Raw genomic sequence first — 18,703 nt, forward strand, 5'->3', positions numbered from 1 at the left:
TCGATCCTTCGGCGAAAATCCGCCGGTCCCGGCGGCCCGCCGGGGGTTTCGCACCCCCGGACCCCCGCGGGATATTTCCGGCCAGAAGATGCCCGATCTCTTGGCCGGAAATATCCTCGGGGGGTCCGGGGGGCGGACAGCCCCCCGCCCGCGGCCGTTCCGCTTGCCGACCGGCTGGCGTCCGGGATACACCCTTGCCTCACAGCAGCATCAGGACGGAACACATGGCGGGCAGCGTCAACAAGGTCATTCTGGTCGGCAATCTGGGCCAGGATCCGGAAATCCGCACCTTTCAGAACGGCGGCAAGATCGCCAACCTGCGGATCGCCACATCCGAACAGTGGAAGGACCGCAACAGCGGCGAACGGCGCGAGCGGACCGAGTGGCACACCGTCGTCATCCATTCCGAACCGCTGGTCCGGGTGGCCGAGCAATATCTGAAAAAAGGCAGCAAGGTTTACATCGAGGGCCAGCTGGAAACCCGCAAGTGGCAGGACCAGTCCGGCGCCGACCGCTATTCGACCGAGGTCGCGCTGCGCCCGTTCCGCAGCGAGCTGCACATGCTGGACGGCCGTGGCGGGCCCGGCGGCGGCGGCGGTGGCGGTGGTCAGGGCGGCGGCCGCGGCAGCTATGACGAGGGTTACGGCGACTATGGCCGCGGCGGTGCCTCTGGTGGATCGCAGGGCGGCTCGCAGGGCGGCGGGTCGGGCCGCGGCGCCCCCGATTTCGACGACGAGATCCCGTTCTGATCCGCGCCGTTTGACGGTGGAGCGAACAGCGGGCGCCCCCCTCGGGCGCCCGCCTGCGTTTCAGCGCGACGCCGCCAGCACCGCCGCGATGTCGTCGCGCCCGACCGCGCCGGTGACGAAGGCGTCGCCGATCCCGCGCGCCAGGATCAGCCGCAGCCGCCCGTCCACGACCTTCTTGTCCTGCCCCATCGCCGCGATCAGCGCCGCGTCGTCGGGCAGCGCGCCCGCGATGTCGGCCAGCCGCGCGGGCATCCCCATCGCGGCCAGATGCGCGCCCACGCGCGAGGGGTCTTCCTGCGGGCACAGGCCCAGCCGCGCCGACAGATCGAACGCCAGCGCGCAGCCGATCGCCACCCCCTCGCCGTGCAGCAGCCGGTCGGAATAGCCGGTGGCCGATTCCAGCGCGTGCCCGAAGGTGTGGCCCAGGTTCAGCAGCGCGCGTTCGCCCTGCTCGGTCTCGTCGCGCGCGACGATCCCGGCCTTCATCGCGACGGAATGGGCGACGGCGTGCAACAGCGCGCACCCGTCGGTGCGCAGGCGGGGGCCGTTCGCCTCAAGCCAGGCAAAGAACCCGGCGTCGCCCAGCAGGCCGTATTTGACGACCTCGCCATAGCCCGCGCGGAAATCGCGGTCGGGCAGCGTCGCCAGCGCGTCGGTGTCGGCCAGCACCAGGCTGGGCTGGTGGAACGCGCCGATCAGGTTCTTGCCGTGGGCCGAGTTCACGCCCGTCTTGCCGCCGACGGAACTGTCGACCTGCGCCAGCAGCGTCGTCGGCATCTGCACGAACCGCACGCCGCGCCGCAGGATGGCGGCGGCGAACCCCGCCAGGTCGCCGATGACGCCGCCGCCCAGCGCGATGACGATGTCGCGCCGCTCGATCCGCTGGCCCAGCAGCCAGTCCACGGTGCGGCCCAGATGGTCCCAGCTTTTCGTGGCCTCGCCCGCCGGCAGCGCCAGCGCATCGGCCGCGATCCCGGCCGCGTCCAGCGCCGCCGTCAGCGCGGGCAGATGCACCGCCGCGACGGTCTCGTCGGTGACGATGGCGACGCGCGGGCGCGCCAGCAGGGGCGCCAGATGGGCGGGTGCGGCGGCGATCAGGCCGGGGCCGATGCGGACCTGATAGCTGCGCGCGCCCAGGTCGACGGGCACGATGCGGTGGGACGGGGTCATCGGTTGCTCTCGTCGACGGAAGATGGGGCGGGGCCGGATGGGGCGGCGGCGGGGGCGGACGGGGCGGGGGCGGAGGGCAGCGGATGGGGCGCGGTGGCCGCGATGCGCGCGCGCTCGGCCCCGTCGAACAGGTCGGGGCGGGATTGCGCCAGCAGGTCCAGCAGCCGCTGGCCCGTCGTCTCGACGCTGTCGCGGTCGCCCACGCGCAGGGTCAGGTCGGCCGTCGCATAGACCGGCGCGCGCTCGGCCAGCAGCCGTTCCAGCGTGCCGCGCGGGTCGGCGGTCTGCAGCAGCGGGCGCGTCGGCTTCATCCGCACCCGGTGCCACAGCGTCGGCAGCGAACAGTCCAGCCAGACCGAGACGCCGGCCGCCGCGACCAGCGCCCGGTTTTCCGCCCGCATCCACGCCCCGCCGCCGGTCGGGATGACGGCGGGCCCGGCGCGCAGCAGGCGGGCCAGCACCTCGGTCTCGCGCGCGCGAAAGAACGCCTCGCCGTCGCGGGCAAAGATCTCGGGGATGGTCATGGCGGCGGCGTGGGCGATCTCGGCGTCGGAATCGCGCACCGGCACGGACAGGCGGCGCGCCAGTTCCGCCCCGACGGCGGATTTCCCCGCCCCCATCATGCCGACCAGCACGATGCAGTGTTTCACCCGCAGCCCCCCTGCCTTGCGCGCCCCGCGATCACGCATCGCGCGGGGCCGCGCAGTCAATGGCGTGATCTTTCCCGAAACGCCACCTATAATCGCGCCAAACCGCGCAACGGCGGGACGATAACAAGAGGGGCACGGATCATGCGCTGGCTGCGGTTGATCATCTTCCTGGTTCTGGTCGCGGTGGCCGGGCTGTTCGGCTATGCCTATTTCGGCGACATGGACGCCCGGCCCCGGCAGATGCGGGTGCCGGTCGAACTGGATCTGGGCGGCGAAGCCCCGTCGGCCGCGCCGGCGGCGGCAGCGCCCGCGCCCGCCCCGGCGGCGGGCCCGGTCGCGTCCCCCGCCCCCGCCGCAAGCGATGATCCCGATGCCGCGCTGGATTGATCCCGCATCGGCGGGGCTGGTCGCCGCGCTGGCGCTGGCCTGCGCGGCACAGGCGCAGGCGCAGGTCGGCGGCGCGCCGCTGTCGTCGAACGACTGGCTGTCGGGCCGCGTGACGCAGCCGCCCGCCACACCCCCCGGCACAAGCTGGCGTCCGGGCCAGCCGGTGCCCCCGGATGCCCTGCGCCGCGCGCCGCAGCCTGCGGCCGATCCGCGCCCCGTGGCAAAGACGGGCGCCGTCGCCCCCGTGGGCGTCACGCGGCTGTCGGACGGAAATCCCGACGCCAAGGGGACGCTGTCGGCCACCGCCGCCGGCCTGCCGCCCGATCTTTGGGGCGATGCCACCGCCGATGCCGTCGCGCAGGCGCTGGCGGCCTATGACCCGCGCCTGCCCGCCACGCGGCAGGCGCTGCTGCGGCTGCTGACCGCGCAGCTTGCCCCACCCGCCGGCAGCGCCGACGGGGCCGAGGGGCAGCTGTTCCTTGCGCGCCTCGACCGGCTGATCGCGCTGGGGCAGTTGCCCGCCGCGCGCGCGCTGGCGCAGGCGGCGGGCGCGGGCAATGCCGACATCGTCCGGCGCAGCTTTGACGTGGCGCTGATCACCGGCGACGAGGGCGCGCTGTGCGAGACGATCGGGCACAGGCCCGGCCTGTCCCCCGGCTTCGGCGCGCGCATCTATTGCCTGGCGCAGGCGGGCGACTGGCCGGCGGCTGCGCTGACGCTGCACGGCGCGCAGGCGGGCGGGCTGATCCCCGACCCCACGGCGGCGCTGCTGCGCGATTTCCTCGACGACGGCGCGGTCGATGCCGCCGACGGCGCGGACATCGCGCCGCCCGCGCCCGCCGCCGTGACGCCGCTGGATTTCCGACTGCACGAGGCGATCGGCCAGCCGCTGGCCACCACCGACCTGGCCCTGGGGTTCGCCCACGCCGACCTGCGCCCGAATGGCGGCTGGAAGGCGCGGGTCGAGGCGGCCGAGCGTCTGGCCCGCGCCGGCGCGCTGGACCCCGCGACGCTGGCGCAGGCCTATGGCGAACAGGCGCCCGCCGCATCCGGCGGAGTGTGGGACCGGGCGCGGGCGTGGCAGGATCTGGACCGCGCGCTGGTCGCGGATGACGCCGCCGCCACGGGCGACGCGCTGACCCGCGCGGCCCGGCTGTTCGCCGATGCACGGCTGACGCCGACGCTGGCCGCGATGGTGGCGGCGCGGCTGCCGTCGGGGATGACACCCGAGGCGCAGGCCATCGCCGCGCGGCTGCGGCTGGTCGCGGGGCTGCCCGTGACCGGAAGCGACGGGTCGGACATGGACCGCTGGCTGTCGGCGCTGGCCCATTCGACGGACGCGCCCCCGCCCCCGCCGCCGGGCGCGCCGCCCGCGGCCGCCGCCTATGCCGCGGCGCTTGCGCCCCCGCAGGGAGACGCGCCCGCACCGTCCAGCCGCGGGCTGGAGATGATCGCCGCGCTGGCCGATGTCGATGCGGGGGTCGCGGGCGATCAGGCGCGCACCGCCGCCGGGCTGGCGCGGCTGGTCGCACTGGGGCAGGCCCCGCTGGCGCGGCAGGCGGCGGTCGAGCTGTTGTTACCGGACGCCGCCAGCCCCCGGCCATGAGCCCGCGCGCAGGGAAGGCGCGCAAGGGCGACGCGCGCGCGGGCGACCTGCGCCGCATCGGTGCGTTCCTTGACGCGCAGGCGGCGGAAAGCGGGGCGGCGCGCAACACGCTGCTGGCCTATGGGCGCGACCTGCGCGACCTTGCGGCCTTTGCGGCCGCGCGCGACATCGCCCTGGCGGCGATCACCCGCGACCAGATCGAGGCGTATCTGTCGCTGGCCGAGGCGGACGGCCTGTCCCTTGCCACCCGCGCCCGCCGCCTGTCGGCAATCCGCCAGTTCACCCGCTTTTCGCTGGACGAGGGCTGGCGCGACGACGACCCCGCAATCCGCATCGCAGGCCCCGGCCGCAGCCCCCGCCTGCCCCGCGTGCTGTCGCGGGACGAGATGACCCGCCTGCTGGACGCCGCCCGCGATTTCGGCGCGACGCCCGCCGAGTGCGCCCGCAACCGCGCCGCGATGGAGCTGATCTATGCCACCGGCCTGCGGGTCAGCGAACTGGTCGGGCTGCCTGTCGCCGCGTGTCGGGGGGCGCCGCAGATGATCCTGGTGCGCGGCAAGGGCGGGCGCGAGCGCATGGTGCCGCTGACCGGTCCCGCGCGGGCCGCCGTCGCGGACTGGCTGGCGCTGCGTGACAACGCGCCCGCCGACAGCGCGCTGGGGCGGCTTGTCGCGGGCGCGGGCGCGCGCTGGCTGTTTCCCGCCGCGGGCGCGGCCGGGCACACGACCCGGCAGGCGTTCCACGGCATGCTGGCGGCGCTTGCGGCGGCCACCGGCTTTGCGCCGGGCCGCGTCACGCCCCATGTCATCCGCCACGCCTTCGCGACGCATCTGCTGGAAGGGGGCGCCGACCTGCGCGCCATCCAGACCCTTCTGGGCCACGCCGACCTGGGCACGACCGAAATCTATACCCACGTGCAGGACGCGCGGATGCGCGATCTGGTGCTGCGCCACCATCCGCTGGCGGCGGACGCTCAGCGCGCGGGGGACGCCGCTGCACCGGCCCCGGCGGCACCGGACCCGCCACCGGACGGCCTGCGAGACTGACCCAGCCCCTTGGACACCCGCGCGATCAGCCCCAGTCCGGGCCACGCGTTCGACGCGGCCTGCAGGTGGGCCGCTGCCCGGCGCGGATCGCCCTTTCCCGCCCGCGACGCCGCCGCGACCCGCAGCAACGCGTGGCTGCGCGTGTCGGGCGCTGTGCGCTGGATCGCGCCGTCCAGCCAGCGCCAGCCCGCCCCGGCGTTGCCGGCGGCGAAACAGGCGTCGGCCATGCGCTTGCGCAGCATCGCGTCGTCGGGACGCACGGCGATCAGCCATTCCAGCAGCCGCATGGCGCGCGCCAGCCGGTTGTGCATGACAAGAACCGAGGCCGCGAAGCCCAGCAGCTCTGCGTCTCCCGGCGGGGGCGGCGCGCCGGGGGTGGCCAGCGCCTCCTCGGCCGCCGCCAGCGCGTCCGCGGCGGGGGCCAGCGCGCGGGGCAGCAGCGGCGACTGGTGCAGGCGGCGGCGGATGTCGTCCTGCTGGATCAGCTCGGCCCAGCCGACCTGCACGGTCCAGGGCGGCAGCAGCGCGGGCGGCCCGCCCTCGACCTGCGGCAGCGCAAGCCGGTGCGCGAGGTCGGCCGACATCATCAGCGCCGCCCCGGCAGGCCCGTCATCGCCCAGCAGCGCCCACGCCAGCCGGGGCATGACGCCGCTGTCGGACCGCCGCCCGACGAACAGTTCGGTGACAAGGTCGCAGGCGGGATCGCCGTCGCCGCCCGCCGGATCCCGCGCCGCCTCCAGCAGCCCGATCTGACGCGCGACGGTGCGGTCGCCCGGCCGCACGCGCGGGTTCTTCAGCAGCGCGGCGGCCAGGTCCGCCGCCGTCCGGGGCTGGCCCGCGCGCAGGGCGGCGGTCGCGACCTCTCCGGCGACAAAGGGAAAGCGGTGCAAGAACGCCGGCCGCCGGGCAAAGCCCGCGACCAGATCGGCGTCGCGGCCTGTCGCCGCGGCGTGGGCCGCGACATGGACGACCGACTGCGCCAGATCGCCGCGCGCCAGAAAGCTGTCGCCCCGCGTCAGCGCGCGGTCCATCAGCGCGTCATGCGCCGCGATCCGCGCGGGCCGCGCCAGCCCCGAGGGCAGCGCCACCACCCGCGCCCCCCCCATCACCTGCGCCGCCCGCGAAAACGCGCTGTAGGCGGGCGCGCCCACCTGCGCGCAGCGCGCCATCAGCAACAGCTCCATCACGTCCTGCTGCGCGGTCGTCAGCCCGTGGTCGGCCAGCAGCCCCGCGACGGCCACGATGCGCGGATGACCCTGCGCCAGATGCGGGATCGCCGCGGGCGTGTCGGAAAACGCCAGCACCGGGCCTTGCGTCGTCTCGACGAAGGCGCGGAAGAATTCGTCGGGCACATACTTGGACGGCCACGCGGCATAGGACCACGGATCGCCGTCCAGGATGTCGCCGCGCCGGACATGGATCGCGGCGGGCGGGCCTGCGGCGACGGTGGCGACCCGCGCCATCGCGGCGTCCAGCGCCCGCGTCAGGGGCGCGGCCAGCGGCAGCGCGGCGACCAGCGCCGCGGTGGCGCGGGCGACCTGCGGCGGGCGTTCGCCCTGAAACGCCACCATGTCGAACGCCGCGTCGCAGTGCCAGCGCGCGCCCTGCGCCAGCAGCCCGGCCATGCGGTCGGCCCGCATCCGCACGGCGGCGGCGGTCAGCGACTCGCGCCCGGCAAGGGCGGGGCGTTCGGGGACCAAATCCATGACGTCGGCGACAAAGCCGGGGGCGAAGATCTCGGCCGGGTCGGACAGGTCGGGATAGGGGCCGCCCGGCTGGCTGAGCCATGCGAACCGCGCCGCGTCGGCGCCGAACAGATGACGCAGGCGCAGGACGTTCAGGATGCCGATCAGCCGCGCGCCGACCCGGTCCTGGCGAAAGCCAAGGATCGGGGGGCCTGACGCCTTGCCGCCAGGCTTGCCCTGCCCTTCCGCGATGCCGTCCGCCATCTGCCCGCCGCCGTTGCCCCGGCCTGTCTAGGTGCGGCCGCCGCGCCTTGCAACCGGGCCGCCGCCTGCCTATCAGGCGGCAACCCCGTCCCGCCATCCGCCATCCCGGAGCCCCGCCAATGGACCTGACAGCGCGCCGCCTTGCCGACCCCGACCACTGGACCCTTGCCACGGCGATCCGCGCCCTGTCGATGGACGCGGTGCAGGCCGCCAACTCGGGGCATCCCGGCATGCCGATGGGCATGGCCGACGTCGCCACCGTGCTGTGGGGACGCCACCTGAAGTTCGACGCCGCCGCCCCGAACTGGTTCGACCGCGACCGTTTCGTGCTGTCGGCGGGCCACGGGTCCATGCTGATCTATGCGCTGCTGCACCTGACGGGTTACGAGCAGATGACGCTGGACCAGATCCGCAACTTTCGCCAGTGGGGCGCGATCACCGCGGGCCATCCCGAATACGGCCACGCCGAGGGGGTCGAGACGACCACCGGCCCGCTGGGCCAGGGCCTTGCGACCGCCGTCGGCATGGCGATGGCCGAGGAGAAGATGCGCGCCGAGTTCGGCCCCGACCTGTGCGACCACCGCACCTGGGTCATCGCCGGCGACGGCTGCCTGATGGAAGGCATCAGCCACGAGGCCATCGCGCTGGCCGGCCACCAGCGGCTGGGCCGGCTGATCGTGCTGTGGGACGACAACGACATCACCATCGACGGGGCGGTGTCGCTGTCGGACAAGACCGACCAGCTGAAACGCTTCGAGGCCTGCGGCTGGCGCACCCTGTCCTGCGACGGCCACGACAACGCCGACATCGACCGCGCCCTGACCGAGGCCGCGTCCAGCGACGGCCGCCCGACGCTGGTCGCCTGCAAGACGATCATCGGCTGGGGCGCGCCCAAGGGCGGCACCTCGGGGGTCCACGGATCGCCCTTGGGGGCCGAGGGGATCGCGTCGGCGCGCACCGGCTATGACTGGGCGCATCCCGATTTCCACGTCCCCGACGACATTCTGGCGCGCTGGCGCGAGATCGGCGCGCGCGGCCGCGCGGCGCGCGAGGACTGGGCCGCCCGCGTGGACGCCCTGCCCGCCGACCGCCGCGACGCCTTTGCCGCCCGCGTCTCGGGCGAGACGAACCCGGCGCTGGCCCCCGCCATCGAGGCGGTGAAACGTTCGGCCGCCGAGGCCCGCCCCAAGGTCGCCACCCGCAAGGCGTCCGAGATGGTGCTGGAGGCGGTGAACCCCGTCCTGCCCGAAACCATCGGCGGCTCGGCGGACCTGACCGGGTCGAACAACACGCTGACCAAGGGGCTGGGCGTCTTTGACGCGCAGAACCGGCTGGGCCGCTATGTCCATTTCGGCATCCGCGAACACGGCATGGCCGCGGCGATGAACGGCCTGTGGCTGCACGGGGGTTTCCGTCCCTATGGCGGGACGTTCCTGTGCTTTACCGACTATGCCCGCGGCGCGATGCGGCTGTCGGCGCTGATGGGGCTGCCGGTCGTCTATGTGATGACCCATGATTCCATCGGCCTGGGCGAGGACGGCCCGACCCACCAGCCGGTCGAGCATCTGGCGATGCTGCGCGCGACGCCGAACACCTGGACCTTCCGCCCCGCCGACGTGGTGGAAACCGCCGAGGCGTGGGAACTGGCGCTGACCACGGATTCCACCCCCTCGGTGCTGGCGCTGTCGCGGCAGAACCTTCCCACGGTGCGGACGGAACACACGGCCGAGAACCTGACCGCGCGCGGGGCCTATGTCCTGCGCGAGGCGTCGGCCGAGGCGAAGGCGATCCTGATGGCGTCCGGCTCCGAGGTAGAGATCGCGCTGAAAGCCGCCGAGGCGCTTGAGGCCGGGGGCACGCCGACCCGCGTCGTGTCGGTCCCCTGCATGGAGTTGTTCCGCGATCAGGACGAGGATTATCGCGCCGGGGTCCTGCCCGAAGGGCCGGTCCGCGTCGCCATCGAGGCGGCGGTGCGCCAGCCCTGGGACTGGCTGCTGATGGGCGAGCGCGGCGACTGGAAACGCTGCGATTTCGTGGGCATGACGGGTTTCGGCGCGTCCGCCCCGGCGGAACGGCTTTACAAGGAGTTCGGCATCACCGCCGAGGACACCGTGGCCAAGGTCAAGGCGCTGCTGTGACGCGGCGCGCGCGCCCTGCGGCGGCCGGCGGGCGCCGGGGCGGGCCGTGACATCGCCGCTGCCGGGCGCGCCCCCGCTGATCGGGGCGGGCGCGCCGGTCATCCCGAACCAGCGGCTTGGCATCCTGATGCTGCTGGCGTCGGTGTTCCTGTTCACGCTGATGGACGCGGCGGGCAAGCACCTGACCGCCAGCTATCATCCGGGGCAGGTGATCTGGGCGCGCATGGCGATCAACCTGGCGATCGTGCTGGTCGTGCTGGCGCCCCGGCTGCGCAGCGTCGCGCGCACCACGGCGCCGCTGCTGCAGGTCGGGCGCGGGCTGACGCAGGTCGCCTCGATCGGGCTGTTCTTCACCGCGCTGCAGTTCATCGGGCTGGCCGAGGCGACGGCGATCATGGACATCAACCCCGTGCTGATCACCCTTGGCGCGGCGGTGTTTCTGGGCGAGCGCATCGGCATCCGCCGCATCATCGGCATAGCGGCGGCGCTGGCGGGCGCGCTGATCGTCATCCGCCCCGGCGCGGGCGTGCTGCATCCGGCGGCGGTCCTGCCGCTGATCGGCGCGTTCACCTATGCCGCGGGGGCCGTGATGACCCGCATGGTGCGCGGCGATTCCACCGCCACCTCGATCCTGTGGTCCACGGCGGTCGCCACGCTGGCGGTGTCGTTCGTCGCGCCCTTCGTGTGGCAGCCGATCGCGCCCGCCGACCTGCCGGTCTTTCTTGCGCTGGGGCTGATCGGCACCGCCGCGCAGGCGCTGCTGATCCGCGCCTTTTCGCTGGCCGAGGCGGCGGCGGTCGCGCCCTTCGGCTATACCGGGCTGGTCTGGGCGGGGCTGTGGGGCTGGCTGTTCTTTGGCGCCGTGCCCGATTTCTGGGCGCTGGTCGGCGCGGGGATCATCGTCTCGGCCGGGCTTTACGTCTGGGCGCGCGAGGCGCGGGCGACCCGCGCAGGCGGCGCAGGATGACCGCACGCCCCGCGCCCGCGCGTGACGACGCACCGGCCCCGCTGGCCGACCGGCTGTCCAGCGCGGTGTTCATGGGGCTGATCCGGCTGTTCCGCCTGCTGCCCTATCGCCGCCGCATCCCGGCGATGGGCTGGGCCTTCGCCCATCTGGTCGGCCCGGTCGCGGGCTGGCGCAAGCGCATCCGCGCCAACCTTGCGCTGGCGCGCCCCGACCTGACCGCGGCCGAGGTGCGCCGCCTGACCCGCGCCGTTCCCGACAACGCCGGACGCGCGCTGATGGAAATCTATTCCGGGACCGAGTTCACCGCCCGCGTGTCGGCGACCGACCCGCTGACCGGGCCGGGCCTGCCGGCGCTGGAACAGGCGGCGGCGGGGCGGCCGGTGATCCTGGCCTGCGCGCATTTCGGCAATTATGACGCGATGCGGGCGGCGCTGGCCGCGCGCGGCTGGCCGGTCGGCGCGCTGTATCGCCCGATGAACAACCGCGCATTCAACCGCCATTACGTCCCCGCGATCCAGGCCATCGCGCAGCCGCTGTTCCCCCGCGCGGGCCGGGCCGGGCTGACGGGAATGCTGCGGTTCCTGCGGCGCGGGGGGATGCTGTGCCTGGGGTTCGACCAGTTCGACCGGCACGGCGCGACGCTGCGGTTCTTTGGCCTGCCCAGCGAAACCGTGCTGACCCCGGCCGAGCTGGCGCTGCGCCACGGCGCGGCGCTGATCCCCATCGCCGCCATCCGCCAGCCCGACGGCCTGAGCTTTCGGGTCCAGGTCGGGCTGCCGGTGCCGCCGTCGGACGCCGCGACGATGATGCAGGCGCTGAACGACGATCTGGAACGGCAGGTGCGCGCGCACATGGACCAGTGGTTCTGGGTCCACCGGCGCTGGAAAGCCCCGCCCCGCCGCAAGTCGGCCGGCGGCGACGACGGCCCGCCCGCAGGCGCGATCACCGGGCCGGGCGTCCTTGGCGGGGACGACGGCCGCGCCTGACCGCCCGCAAGGCCGCTTGCGGGAAACGGTTTCCCTTGGCGCGCCTGTCAAGATATAACCGCGCCAGACCGCCGCGATCACAGAACGGCATGAGGCAGAAACGCATGAGCGACCAAGACCACACCCGGCACCACGACGGCGACGTCGCCTTTATCCAGGCGCTGGCCGAGCTGTTGAACCGCAACGAGCTGACCGAACTGTCCGTCGAACGCGAATACGGCGAAAACGACCGGCTGACGATCCAGCTGGCCAAGCAGGCCGCCCCCGTGATGATGCAGGCCGCGGCCCCCGCCCTTGCCCCGGCGCCGCTGGCGCAGGCGGCACCGGCCTCGGCCGCCGCCGCCCCCGCGCTTGATCCCGCAACGCTGCCGGGGGCGGTCACCTCGCCGATGGTCGGCACCTGCTATCTGTCGGCCGAACCCGGCGCGGCCGCGTTCGTCACCGTGGGCCAGCAGGTGGCCGAGGGCGACACCCTGCTGATCGTCGAGGCGATGAAGACGATGAACCACATCCCCGCCCCCCGCGCCGGCACCGTCCGCCGCATCCTGGTCGAGGACGGCACCCCGGTCGAGTTCGGCGCCCCCCTGATGGTCGTCGAGTGAGCGGGGACCGCAGGCCCATGTTCGACAAGATCCTGATCGCCAACCGCGGCGAAATCGCGCTGCGCGTCATCCGCGCCTGCCGCGAGATGGGCATCGCATCCGTCGCGGTCCATTCCACCGCCGACACCGACGCCATGCACGTGCGCATGGCCGACGAATCCGTCTGCATCGGGCCGCCGCCCTCGGCGCAGTCCTACCTGTCCATGCCCGCGATCATCTCGGCGTGCGAGATCACCGGCGCGCAGGCGATCCACCCCGGCTATGGCTTCCTGTCCGAGAACGCGACCTTCGTGCAGATGGTCGAGGATCACGGCCTGACCTTCATCGGGCCGCGCGCGGAACATATCCGCATCATGGGCGACAAGATCACCGCCAAGGATACCGCGAAATCGCTGGGCATCCCGGTGGTGCCGGGGTCGGACGGCGGCGTGCCGGACGTGGCGGCGGCCAGGACGGTCGCCGCGCAGATCGGCTATCCGGTCATCATCAAGGCGACCGCCGGCGGCGGCGGGCGGGGCATGAAGGTCGCCCACGACGAGGCGGGCCTCGAAGTCGCGTTCCGCACCGCCCGGTCCGAGGCCAAGGCCGCCTTCGGCAACGACGAGGTCTATATCGAGAAATACCTGCAGCGTCCCCGCCACATCGAGATCCAGGTCTTCGGCGACGGGCGCGGCAACGCGGTCCATCTGGGCGAGCGCGACTGTTCCCTGCAGCGCCGCCACCAGAAGGTGCTGGAGGAAGCCCCCGGCCCGGCCATCACCCCCGAACAGCGCGACCGCATCGGCGGCATCTGCGCCAGGGCGATGGCCGACCTGCAATATGCGGGCGCAGGCACGGTCGAGTTCCTGTTCGAGGACGGCGAGTTCTATTTCATCGAGATGAACACCCGCCTGCAGGTCGAACATCCCGTGACCGAGGCGATCTTCGGCGTCGATCTGGTGCGCGAACAGATCTGCGTCGCCGCCGGCAACCCGATGAGCCTGTCGCAGGACCAGCTGTCGATCCGCGGCCACGCGATCGAGGTGCGCATCAACGCCGAAAAGCTGCCGAACTTTACCCCCTGCCCCGGCCGGATCACCCAGTATCACGCGCCGGGGGGCCTGGGCGTGCGGACGGACGCCGCGATCTATGACGGCTATTCGATCCCGCCCTATTACGACAGCCTGATCGGCAAGCTGATCGTCCACGGCCGCGACCGCCCCGAGGCGCTGGCGCGGCTGAACCGGGCACTGGGGGAGCTGATCGTGGACGGCGTGGACACCACCATCCCGCTGTTCCGCGCACTGCTGCAGGAACCCGACATCCAGCGCGGCGACTATTCCATCCACTGGCTGGAACGCTGGCTGGCGGAAAACATGAACTGACATGGAAAGGCCGGCGGAAACGCCGGCCCTTCGCGTCGCGGTTCGCGGCCGTCAGCGCCGGCCGGCCGCATAGATCGTGGCGTTGAACGTGGGCGAGCCGAAGGCCAGCTCGCGCCCCGTCACCTGCCCGTCGCCGTCAAAGTCGGAATTGGCGAACTCGGCCCGGGCGGTGTTCACGATCTCGTCCACGACGATCCTGCCGTCCCGGTCCGCGTCCCAATAGGCGAACAGGTCGGTCTTGACCTGCTCGAACAGGTCCGTCCGGCCGCGCGCATCGGCGATATAGTCAAAGCCGAAATCGAAGGACTTGTATTCATCCTCGGTGATCGCGCCGTCGTTGTCGGCGTCCTTGGCAAACCACGACAGGCGGGTGAACTCGGCGAACTCGTTCTCGTCGATGCGGCCGTCCCCGTTGGCGTCCATGCCCAGCGCGATGTTGTACATCAGGTCGATCTGCGGCGGGATCCGGGCGCCCTGCATGTGCTGGGGCGACCCCGAGGCATCGGTGCCCGCGGCCGGGGTGGGCACGGCCTCATAGGCTCCGTCCTGCTGCGCGCCGACACCGGCCATCGCCTCGCCGGTGGCGGCGGCCTCGCCGGCCGTGGTGGTTGCGGCGTCGGCGCCGGCCGGGGCCGCGCCTGCGCCGGGGGCGGTCGTCGCGGCGTCGGCCGCCGGGGCTGCGGCGGCGGTCGCCGAGGGGGCTGCCGGCGCCGCGCTGTCGCCCGCGGGGGCCGTGGTCGCGTCTGCGGCGGCGCCTGCCGCAGGCGCGGCGGCATCGGGGGGCGCGGGCGGGGCGGCAGTCTGCGCACCTGCGGCACCCGCGGTCAGCGCCAGAAGTGTCGCAAGGCTGGACAGGCTTTTCATGACTGGTCCTTTCACTTCGTCATCCCTGCAACGACCCCCGCGCCGCAGGGTTCCGCCGCTGGCGTTCGTCCGGCGCCCCCGCTAACCTGACCCCTCACCAGTAAGGGCGTCCGATGCTGAATGCCTCGCAACTGCTGACCGGCTATGCCCGCGGCGTCTTTCCGATGGCCGTCTCGGCCGAGGATGACCGCCTGCACTGGTTCGACCCACCCCTGCGCGGGGTGCTGCCGGTGGGGGGCGTGCACGCTTCGCGCTCGCTCAGGCGCAGCCTGGCGGCGGAGGGGTGGAGCGCGGAGATCAGCGCCGATTTCGACGCCATCGTGCAGGCCTGCGCGGACCGGCCGGAAACCTGGATCAACGCGCCGCTGCGACAGCTTTACGCCGATCTGCACGCGCGCGGGCACGCCCATGCGCTGGCGGTCCATCGCCGCGGCCGGCTGGCCGGCGGCATCTTCGGCGTCACGCTGGGGGGCGCGTTCTTCGGGGAAAGCATGTTCTCGGCCCAGCGGGACGGGTCCAAGATGGCGCTGGTGTGGATCAGCGACCATCTGGCGCGCTGCGGGTTCACGCTGTTCGACACCCAATATCTGACGCCGCATCTGGCCACGATGGGCGGGCAGGAAATCCCGCGCAGCGCATACCGGCGCGAGCTGGTCCGCGCCGTCGCGCTGGCCACCGATTTTGCGGCCTATCCGTTGTCCTCGGCGGCGGCGCTGTCGGCATCGCTGTCGTCGGTGGCGGACGGGTCGGCGGCGGGCAGGTCGGCGGCGGCCTCGGCGGGGACGGCCTCGCCCTCGCCCCCCTCGGGGATGGCGGTGTCGGGCTCATAGGCCAGGTCGGGCCGGGCGTCCTGCACGCCATCGGTGCAGGCGACGACCCAGACGTCATAGCGCGCGTCGTCCAGCGCCGAAATCGCCGGCGACGACGCGATCATCCACCCCGCGAACCGCGTCTCGTGCGCGCTGGTGTCGGTGATCGTCAGTTCCGCGAAGGCGTCCGAATCGCGGTCGGCGGCGGGATAGCGGCATTCGCCAAGCCGCACGTCCAGGCGGCCGAACCGCACCGCCTCGCCCACGCGCAGCGGCAGGTCGGTGGACCGGCCCGACACCTTGTCCAAGCCCCGCAGCAGCGCCCCGTCGGCCCGTGCGATGTCACCGTCGGCGGCGGGATGGACCTGGGCGGCGCGGGTGCCGGGGGTCACGTCGGTCGAGCCGCGCGACTGCGCCGACGCGGGCTGCGCCAGCGCGCCCGCCAGCGCCGCACCCAGAACGGGCGCGGCAAGGGCCGCGCGCCGGATCACGGCTGCGCGCCCGCGGCGTCGTCCGACGCCTTGGAGTCGACGAACTTCATCATCAGCGTCAGCAGGCTGACGGCGCCCTGCACGTCCTCGATCTCGTCGCCCGCGGCCAGCAGGTCGGCCGCGCCGCCGGGCCGCAGCTCGATATAGGCGCCGCCCAACAGGCCGTCGGACTGGATCAGCGCGGCGCTGTCGGTCGGCAGGGCGATGTCGCCCGGAATGCTGAGACGGGCGTCCGCCAGATAGGTCTGCGGGTTCAGCGAGATCTGGTCCACGCGGCCCACGCGGACGCCGGCCAGCCGCACCTCGGTGCCCTTTTCGATGCCGTCCACGTTGGGAAACGACGCGACCAGCTGATAGCTGTCGCCCGCGCGTCCCGAAAGCGCGCCGGTGGACCAGACCAGAAAGCCCGCGGCGACGGCGATCACGATGCCGCCGACCCACAGTTCGGCCCGTTCGGACGCGGCGGTCATGCTATTCGGGCCGCCACGCGTCGTAATCGCGCCGCACCACCGGATCGGCGCGCAGGATCGACCCGGCCGGGCGATAGGCGCCCGGTGTGCCGGTCAGGTTCGGCAGATGGTCGCGCTGCCACGGCCTGCGGGGCAGCGGCGTGCGGGTCGGCGGGTCGTCATAGGTGAAACGCAGCCAGCCGTGCCAGTCGGCGGGCACGCGGCTTGCCTCGGATTCGCCGTCATAGATCACCCAGCGGCGCTTTCCGCCGGGGGTCTGGTAATAGATGTTGCCCTGCTCATCCTCGCCGACGCGGGTGCCGTGGCGGCGGGTCCACAGCTGGGTGCCCAGCGTCTGGCCGTTCCACCAGGTCAGCAGGCGATAAACGATCCACATCGGCGGCTCCGGCGGTTGTCGGCAGATGGCCCCCGTATCGCGCATCCCCGCCGCGAGGTCCAGCACCTTGCCGCATCCGGGCGGCAGAGTGACGCGGCCCGCTTGCGGCCCGCCCCGGCCCGCGCCAACCCTGCGGGCCGCGGGGACAAGGGATGGACAGGGACGCAGGATGACCGAAGTGCTGATCGTGGGGGGCGCTGTGATGGGCGCGTCGGTGGCGTTCTGGCTGACCCGGATGGACCCCGGCCTGCGGGTCACGGTGGTCGAACCCGACCCCAGCTATGCGACCTCGTCCACGGCGCTGTCGGCGGCGGGCATCCGGTCGCAGTTCACGACCGAGGTCAACGTCGCGATCAGCCGCTTTGGCATCGAGTTCATCCGCGACTTTGCCCGCCACACCGGCGCGGCGGGCGGCGTCGCGGACCTTGGGCTGAAGGAAAACGGGTATTTGTTCCTGACCGGGACCGAGACGGGCGCGCTGCAGCTGGAAAACCTGGCCGCGATGCAGCGCGGGCTGGGCGCCGCGACCCAGGTGCTGGACCCCGCCGCTTTGGCCGCGCGCTGGCCGTGGATGGCGCTGGACGACATCGTGGCCGGGTCATACGGGCCGCGCGACGAGGGGTTCTTCGACAACATGGGCCTGTTGTCGGGGCTGAGGAACGCGGCCCGCGCCGCGGGCGCGGTCTGGCTGCGCGACCGCGTGACCGCGTTCGAGCGCGACGGCGACCGGGTCGCCGCGGTCGTGCTGGAGGCGGGCGGGCGGCGGCAGGCCGACGTCTTTGTCAACTGCGCCGGGCCGCGCGCGGGCGCGCTGATGCGGACGATGGCCCTGGACCTGCCGGTCGAGCCGCGCAAGCGCACGATCTTTTTCGTCGATGCGCCCAAGGCCCGCCATCCCGGCACGCCGCTGGTCGTCGATCCGTCGGGCATCTGGTTCCGGCCGGAACACGGGCAATGGCTGGCCGCGACCGTGCCCGCGACCGACGGCCCGTGCGAGCCGGACGATTTCGACCCGCAGGACGACCTGTGGGAGGATCACGTCTGGCCTGCGCTTTACGCCCGCGCCGAGGGGTTCGGCGAGGCGAAGGTGATGCGCCAGTGGGCCGGGCACTATGCCTTCAACACGCTGGACCAGAACGCCATCCTGGGCCGCAACCCGCAGGTGCCGAACCTGTATCACGCCAACGGCTTTTCCGGGCACGGGCTGCAGCAGGCCCCCGCGGTCGGGCGCGGCATCGCGGAACAGATCGTCCACGGCGACTGGGTGACGCTGGACCTGTCCCCCCTGGGCGTGCAGCGGGTGCTGGACGCCCAGCCCTTTGCCGAGGCGGCAATCGTCTAGGGGGCGCTGCCCCCGCCGCCTGCCGGCGGCCCCCCCGGGATATTTCCGCCACGATGAATATGCCGCGCCGGTCCATCCCGGCGAGGCCCGGCTTTCCCCGCGCCCGCGTCTGTGGCAAGCACGCGGCGACCCCGGGCGGAGCCAACGTCATGCCATTCACCATCGCCATCGACGGGCCCGCCGCATCGGGCAAGGGCACCATCGCGCGCGCCCTGGCGGCTCGGTTCGGCCTGCCCCATCTGGACACCGGGCTGCTTTACCGGGCGGTCGGCGCGCTGGGGGGCGATCCGGTCGCGGCGGCCCGCGGGCTGACGGCGGCCGACCTGGCCCGCCCCGACCTGCGGTCGGCCGAGGCCGGGCAGGCCGCGTCCCGCGTCGCCGCCATCCCCGAGGTGCGCGCGGCGCTGGTCGATTTCCAGCGCCGCTTTGCGCTGCAGGATCCCGGCGCGGTGCTGGACGGGCGCGACATCGGGACGGTCATCTGCCCCGACGCGGCGGTCAAGCTGTATGTCGTGGCGGACGACGCCACCCGCGCCGCCCGCCGCGCCGCCGAACTGGGCGCCGACCCGGCCGAGATGCTGGCGCAGCTGCGCGAGCGCGACGCCCGCGACAGCGCCCGCGCGACGGCCCCGCTGCGGGCCGCGCCCGACGCGGTGGTGCTGGACACCACGGCGATGAGCATCGAGCAGGCGGTCGCCGCCGCCGTGGCCGAGGTCACGCGCCGCCGTGACGGCTGA

At 73.4% G+C, this 18,703-nt stretch carries 18 protein-coding genes and 1 pseudogene; 12 read left to right on the forward strand and 7 right to left on the reverse strand.

Annotated elements, in window-relative coordinates:
- Positions 1-224: 224 nt before the first annotated feature.
- Positions 225-749: a single-stranded DNA-binding protein gene (gene ssb, locus EPA64_RS11920; RefSeq protein ID WP_134726574.1), complete on the forward strand. Its 525-nt coding sequence runs from the start codon at positions 225-227 to the stop codon at positions 747-749.
- A gap of 60 nt (positions 750-809) precedes the next feature.
- Here ssb and aroB read toward each other — a convergent pair whose 3' ends face one another.
- Positions 810-1,919 carry a 3-dehydroquinate synthase gene (aroB, locus tag EPA64_RS11925; protein ID WP_134726575.1) on the reverse strand — a complete coding sequence of 370 codons (1,110 nt, stop codon included), beginning with the start codon at positions 1,917-1,919 and terminating at the stop codon, positions 810-812.
- Positions 1,916-2,608: a shikimate kinase gene (locus tag EPA64_RS11930; RefSeq protein ID WP_134726576.1), complete on the reverse strand. Its 693-nt coding sequence runs from the start codon at positions 2,606-2,608 to the stop codon at positions 1,916-1,918. Before EPA64_RS11930 ends, aroB begins: the two co-directional genes overlap by 4 nt.
- A gap of 102 nt (positions 2,609-2,710) precedes the next feature.
- On the opposite strand from EPA64_RS11930, the gene EPA64_RS11935 reads away from it, so the two are divergent.
- The 3 genes from EPA64_RS11935 to EPA64_RS11945 are packed head-to-tail and all read left to right on the forward strand — an operon-like array spanning position 2,711 to position 5,608.
- Positions 2,711-2,956 carry a hypothetical protein gene (locus EPA64_RS11935; RefSeq protein WP_134726577.1) on the forward strand — a complete coding sequence of 82 codons (246 nt, stop codon included), beginning with the start codon at positions 2,711-2,713 and terminating at the stop codon, positions 2,954-2,956.
- On the forward strand, positions 2,940-4,562 hold the full coding sequence (locus tag EPA64_RS11940; RefSeq protein WP_134726578.1) for a hypothetical protein: 1,623 nt from the start codon (positions 2,940-2,942) through the stop codon (positions 4,560-4,562). Before EPA64_RS11935 ends, EPA64_RS11940 begins: the two co-directional genes overlap by 17 nt.
- A complete protein-coding gene (locus tag EPA64_RS11945) occupies positions 4,559-5,608 on the forward strand; it encodes a tyrosine recombinase (RefSeq protein WP_134726579.1) in 1,050 nt (349 codons plus the stop codon). Before EPA64_RS11940 ends, EPA64_RS11945 begins: the two co-directional genes overlap by 4 nt.
- Here EPA64_RS11945 and EPA64_RS11950 read toward each other — a convergent pair.
- On the reverse strand, positions 5,536-7,557 hold the full coding sequence (locus tag EPA64_RS11950; RefSeq protein WP_134726580.1) for a tetratricopeptide repeat protein: 2,022 nt from the start codon (positions 7,555-7,557) through the stop codon (positions 5,536-5,538). The genes EPA64_RS11945 and EPA64_RS11950 overlap by 73 nt on opposite strands.
- A gap of 119 nt (positions 7,558-7,676) precedes the next feature.
- Between EPA64_RS11950 and tkt the strand changes: the two genes are divergently transcribed.
- The 5 genes from tkt (at position 7,677) to accC (ending at position 13,614) form a co-directional block, all read left to right on the forward strand.
- Positions 7,677-9,695 (forward strand): transketolase, encoded by a 2,019-nt coding sequence (gene tkt / locus EPA64_RS11955; protein WP_134726581.1) that lies wholly within the window; start codon positions 7,677-7,679, stop codon positions 9,693-9,695.
- A 46-nt stretch (positions 9,696-9,741) separates the two neighbouring features.
- A complete protein-coding gene (locus EPA64_RS11960) occupies positions 9,742-10,662 on the forward strand; it encodes a DMT family transporter (RefSeq protein ID WP_246026737.1) in 921 nt (306 codons plus the stop codon).
- A complete protein-coding gene (locus tag EPA64_RS11965) occupies positions 10,659-11,648 on the forward strand; it encodes a lysophospholipid acyltransferase family protein (protein WP_134726582.1) in 990 nt (329 codons plus the stop codon). The genes EPA64_RS11960 and EPA64_RS11965 overlap by 4 nt, the downstream gene beginning before the upstream one ends.
- A 104-nt stretch (positions 11,649-11,752) precedes the next feature.
- Entirely contained in the window at positions 11,753-12,250 is a 498-nt protein-coding gene (gene accB / locus EPA64_RS11970; protein ID WP_134726583.1) for an acetyl-CoA carboxylase biotin carboxyl carrier protein, read from the forward strand.
- 17 nt (positions 12,251-12,267) lie between these two features.
- Entirely contained in the window at positions 12,268-13,614 is a 1,347-nt protein-coding gene (gene accC, locus EPA64_RS11975; RefSeq protein WP_134726584.1) for an acetyl-CoA carboxylase biotin carboxylase subunit, read from the forward strand.
- Between the two features lie 51 nt (positions 13,615-13,665).
- Here accC and EPA64_RS11980 read toward each other — a convergent pair whose 3' ends face one another.
- Entirely contained in the window at positions 13,666-14,478 is an 813-nt protein-coding gene (locus EPA64_RS11980; protein WP_134726585.1) for an EF-hand domain-containing protein, read from the reverse strand.
- A gap of 113 nt (positions 14,479-14,591) precedes the next feature.
- Between EPA64_RS11980 and aat the strand changes: the two genes are divergently transcribed.
- Positions 14,592-15,308: a leucyl/phenylalanyl-tRNA--protein transferase gene (gene aat / locus EPA64_RS11985; RefSeq protein ID WP_134726586.1), complete on the forward strand. Its 717-nt coding sequence runs from the start codon at positions 14,592-14,594 to the stop codon at positions 15,306-15,308.
- A 47-nt stretch (positions 15,309-15,355) separates the two neighbouring features.
- Here the strand turns inward: aat and EPA64_RS16925 are convergent.
- The 3 genes and pseudogenes from EPA64_RS16925 to EPA64_RS12000 all read right to left on the reverse strand — a co-directional run.
- Positions 15,356-15,778: pseudogene (locus tag EPA64_RS16925) on the reverse strand (DUF2155 domain-containing protein); the annotation flags it as partial.
- On the reverse strand, positions 15,775-16,248 hold the full coding sequence (gene mlaD, locus EPA64_RS11995) for an outer membrane lipid asymmetry maintenance protein MlaD (protein WP_134726587.1): 474 nt from the start codon (positions 16,246-16,248) through the stop codon (positions 15,775-15,777). The pseudogene EPA64_RS16925 and the gene mlaD, both read right to left, overlap by 4 nt.
- 1 nt (position 16,249) lies before the next feature.
- Complete coding sequence (locus EPA64_RS12000) at positions 16,250-16,624, reverse strand: NADH:ubiquinone oxidoreductase subunit NDUFA12 (protein ID WP_134726588.1); 375 nt, start codon at positions 16,622-16,624, stop codon at positions 16,250-16,252.
- A 169-nt stretch (positions 16,625-16,793) separates the two neighbouring features.
- Between EPA64_RS12000 and EPA64_RS12005 the strand changes: the two genes are divergently transcribed.
- Positions 16,794-17,966: an NAD(P)/FAD-dependent oxidoreductase gene (locus EPA64_RS12005; RefSeq protein ID WP_134726589.1), complete on the forward strand. Its 1,173-nt coding sequence runs from the start codon at positions 16,794-16,796 to the stop codon at positions 17,964-17,966.
- 149 nt (positions 17,967-18,115) lie between these two features.
- Positions 18,116-18,703: a (d)CMP kinase gene (locus tag EPA64_RS12010; RefSeq protein WP_134726590.1), complete on the forward strand. Its 588-nt coding sequence runs from the start codon at positions 18,116-18,118 to the stop codon at positions 18,701-18,703.

Source organism: Paracoccus luteus (genome assembly GCF_004522155.1).
Taxonomy (GTDB): Bacteria; Pseudomonadota; Alphaproteobacteria; order Rhodobacterales; family Rhodobacteraceae; genus Paracoccus; species Paracoccus luteus.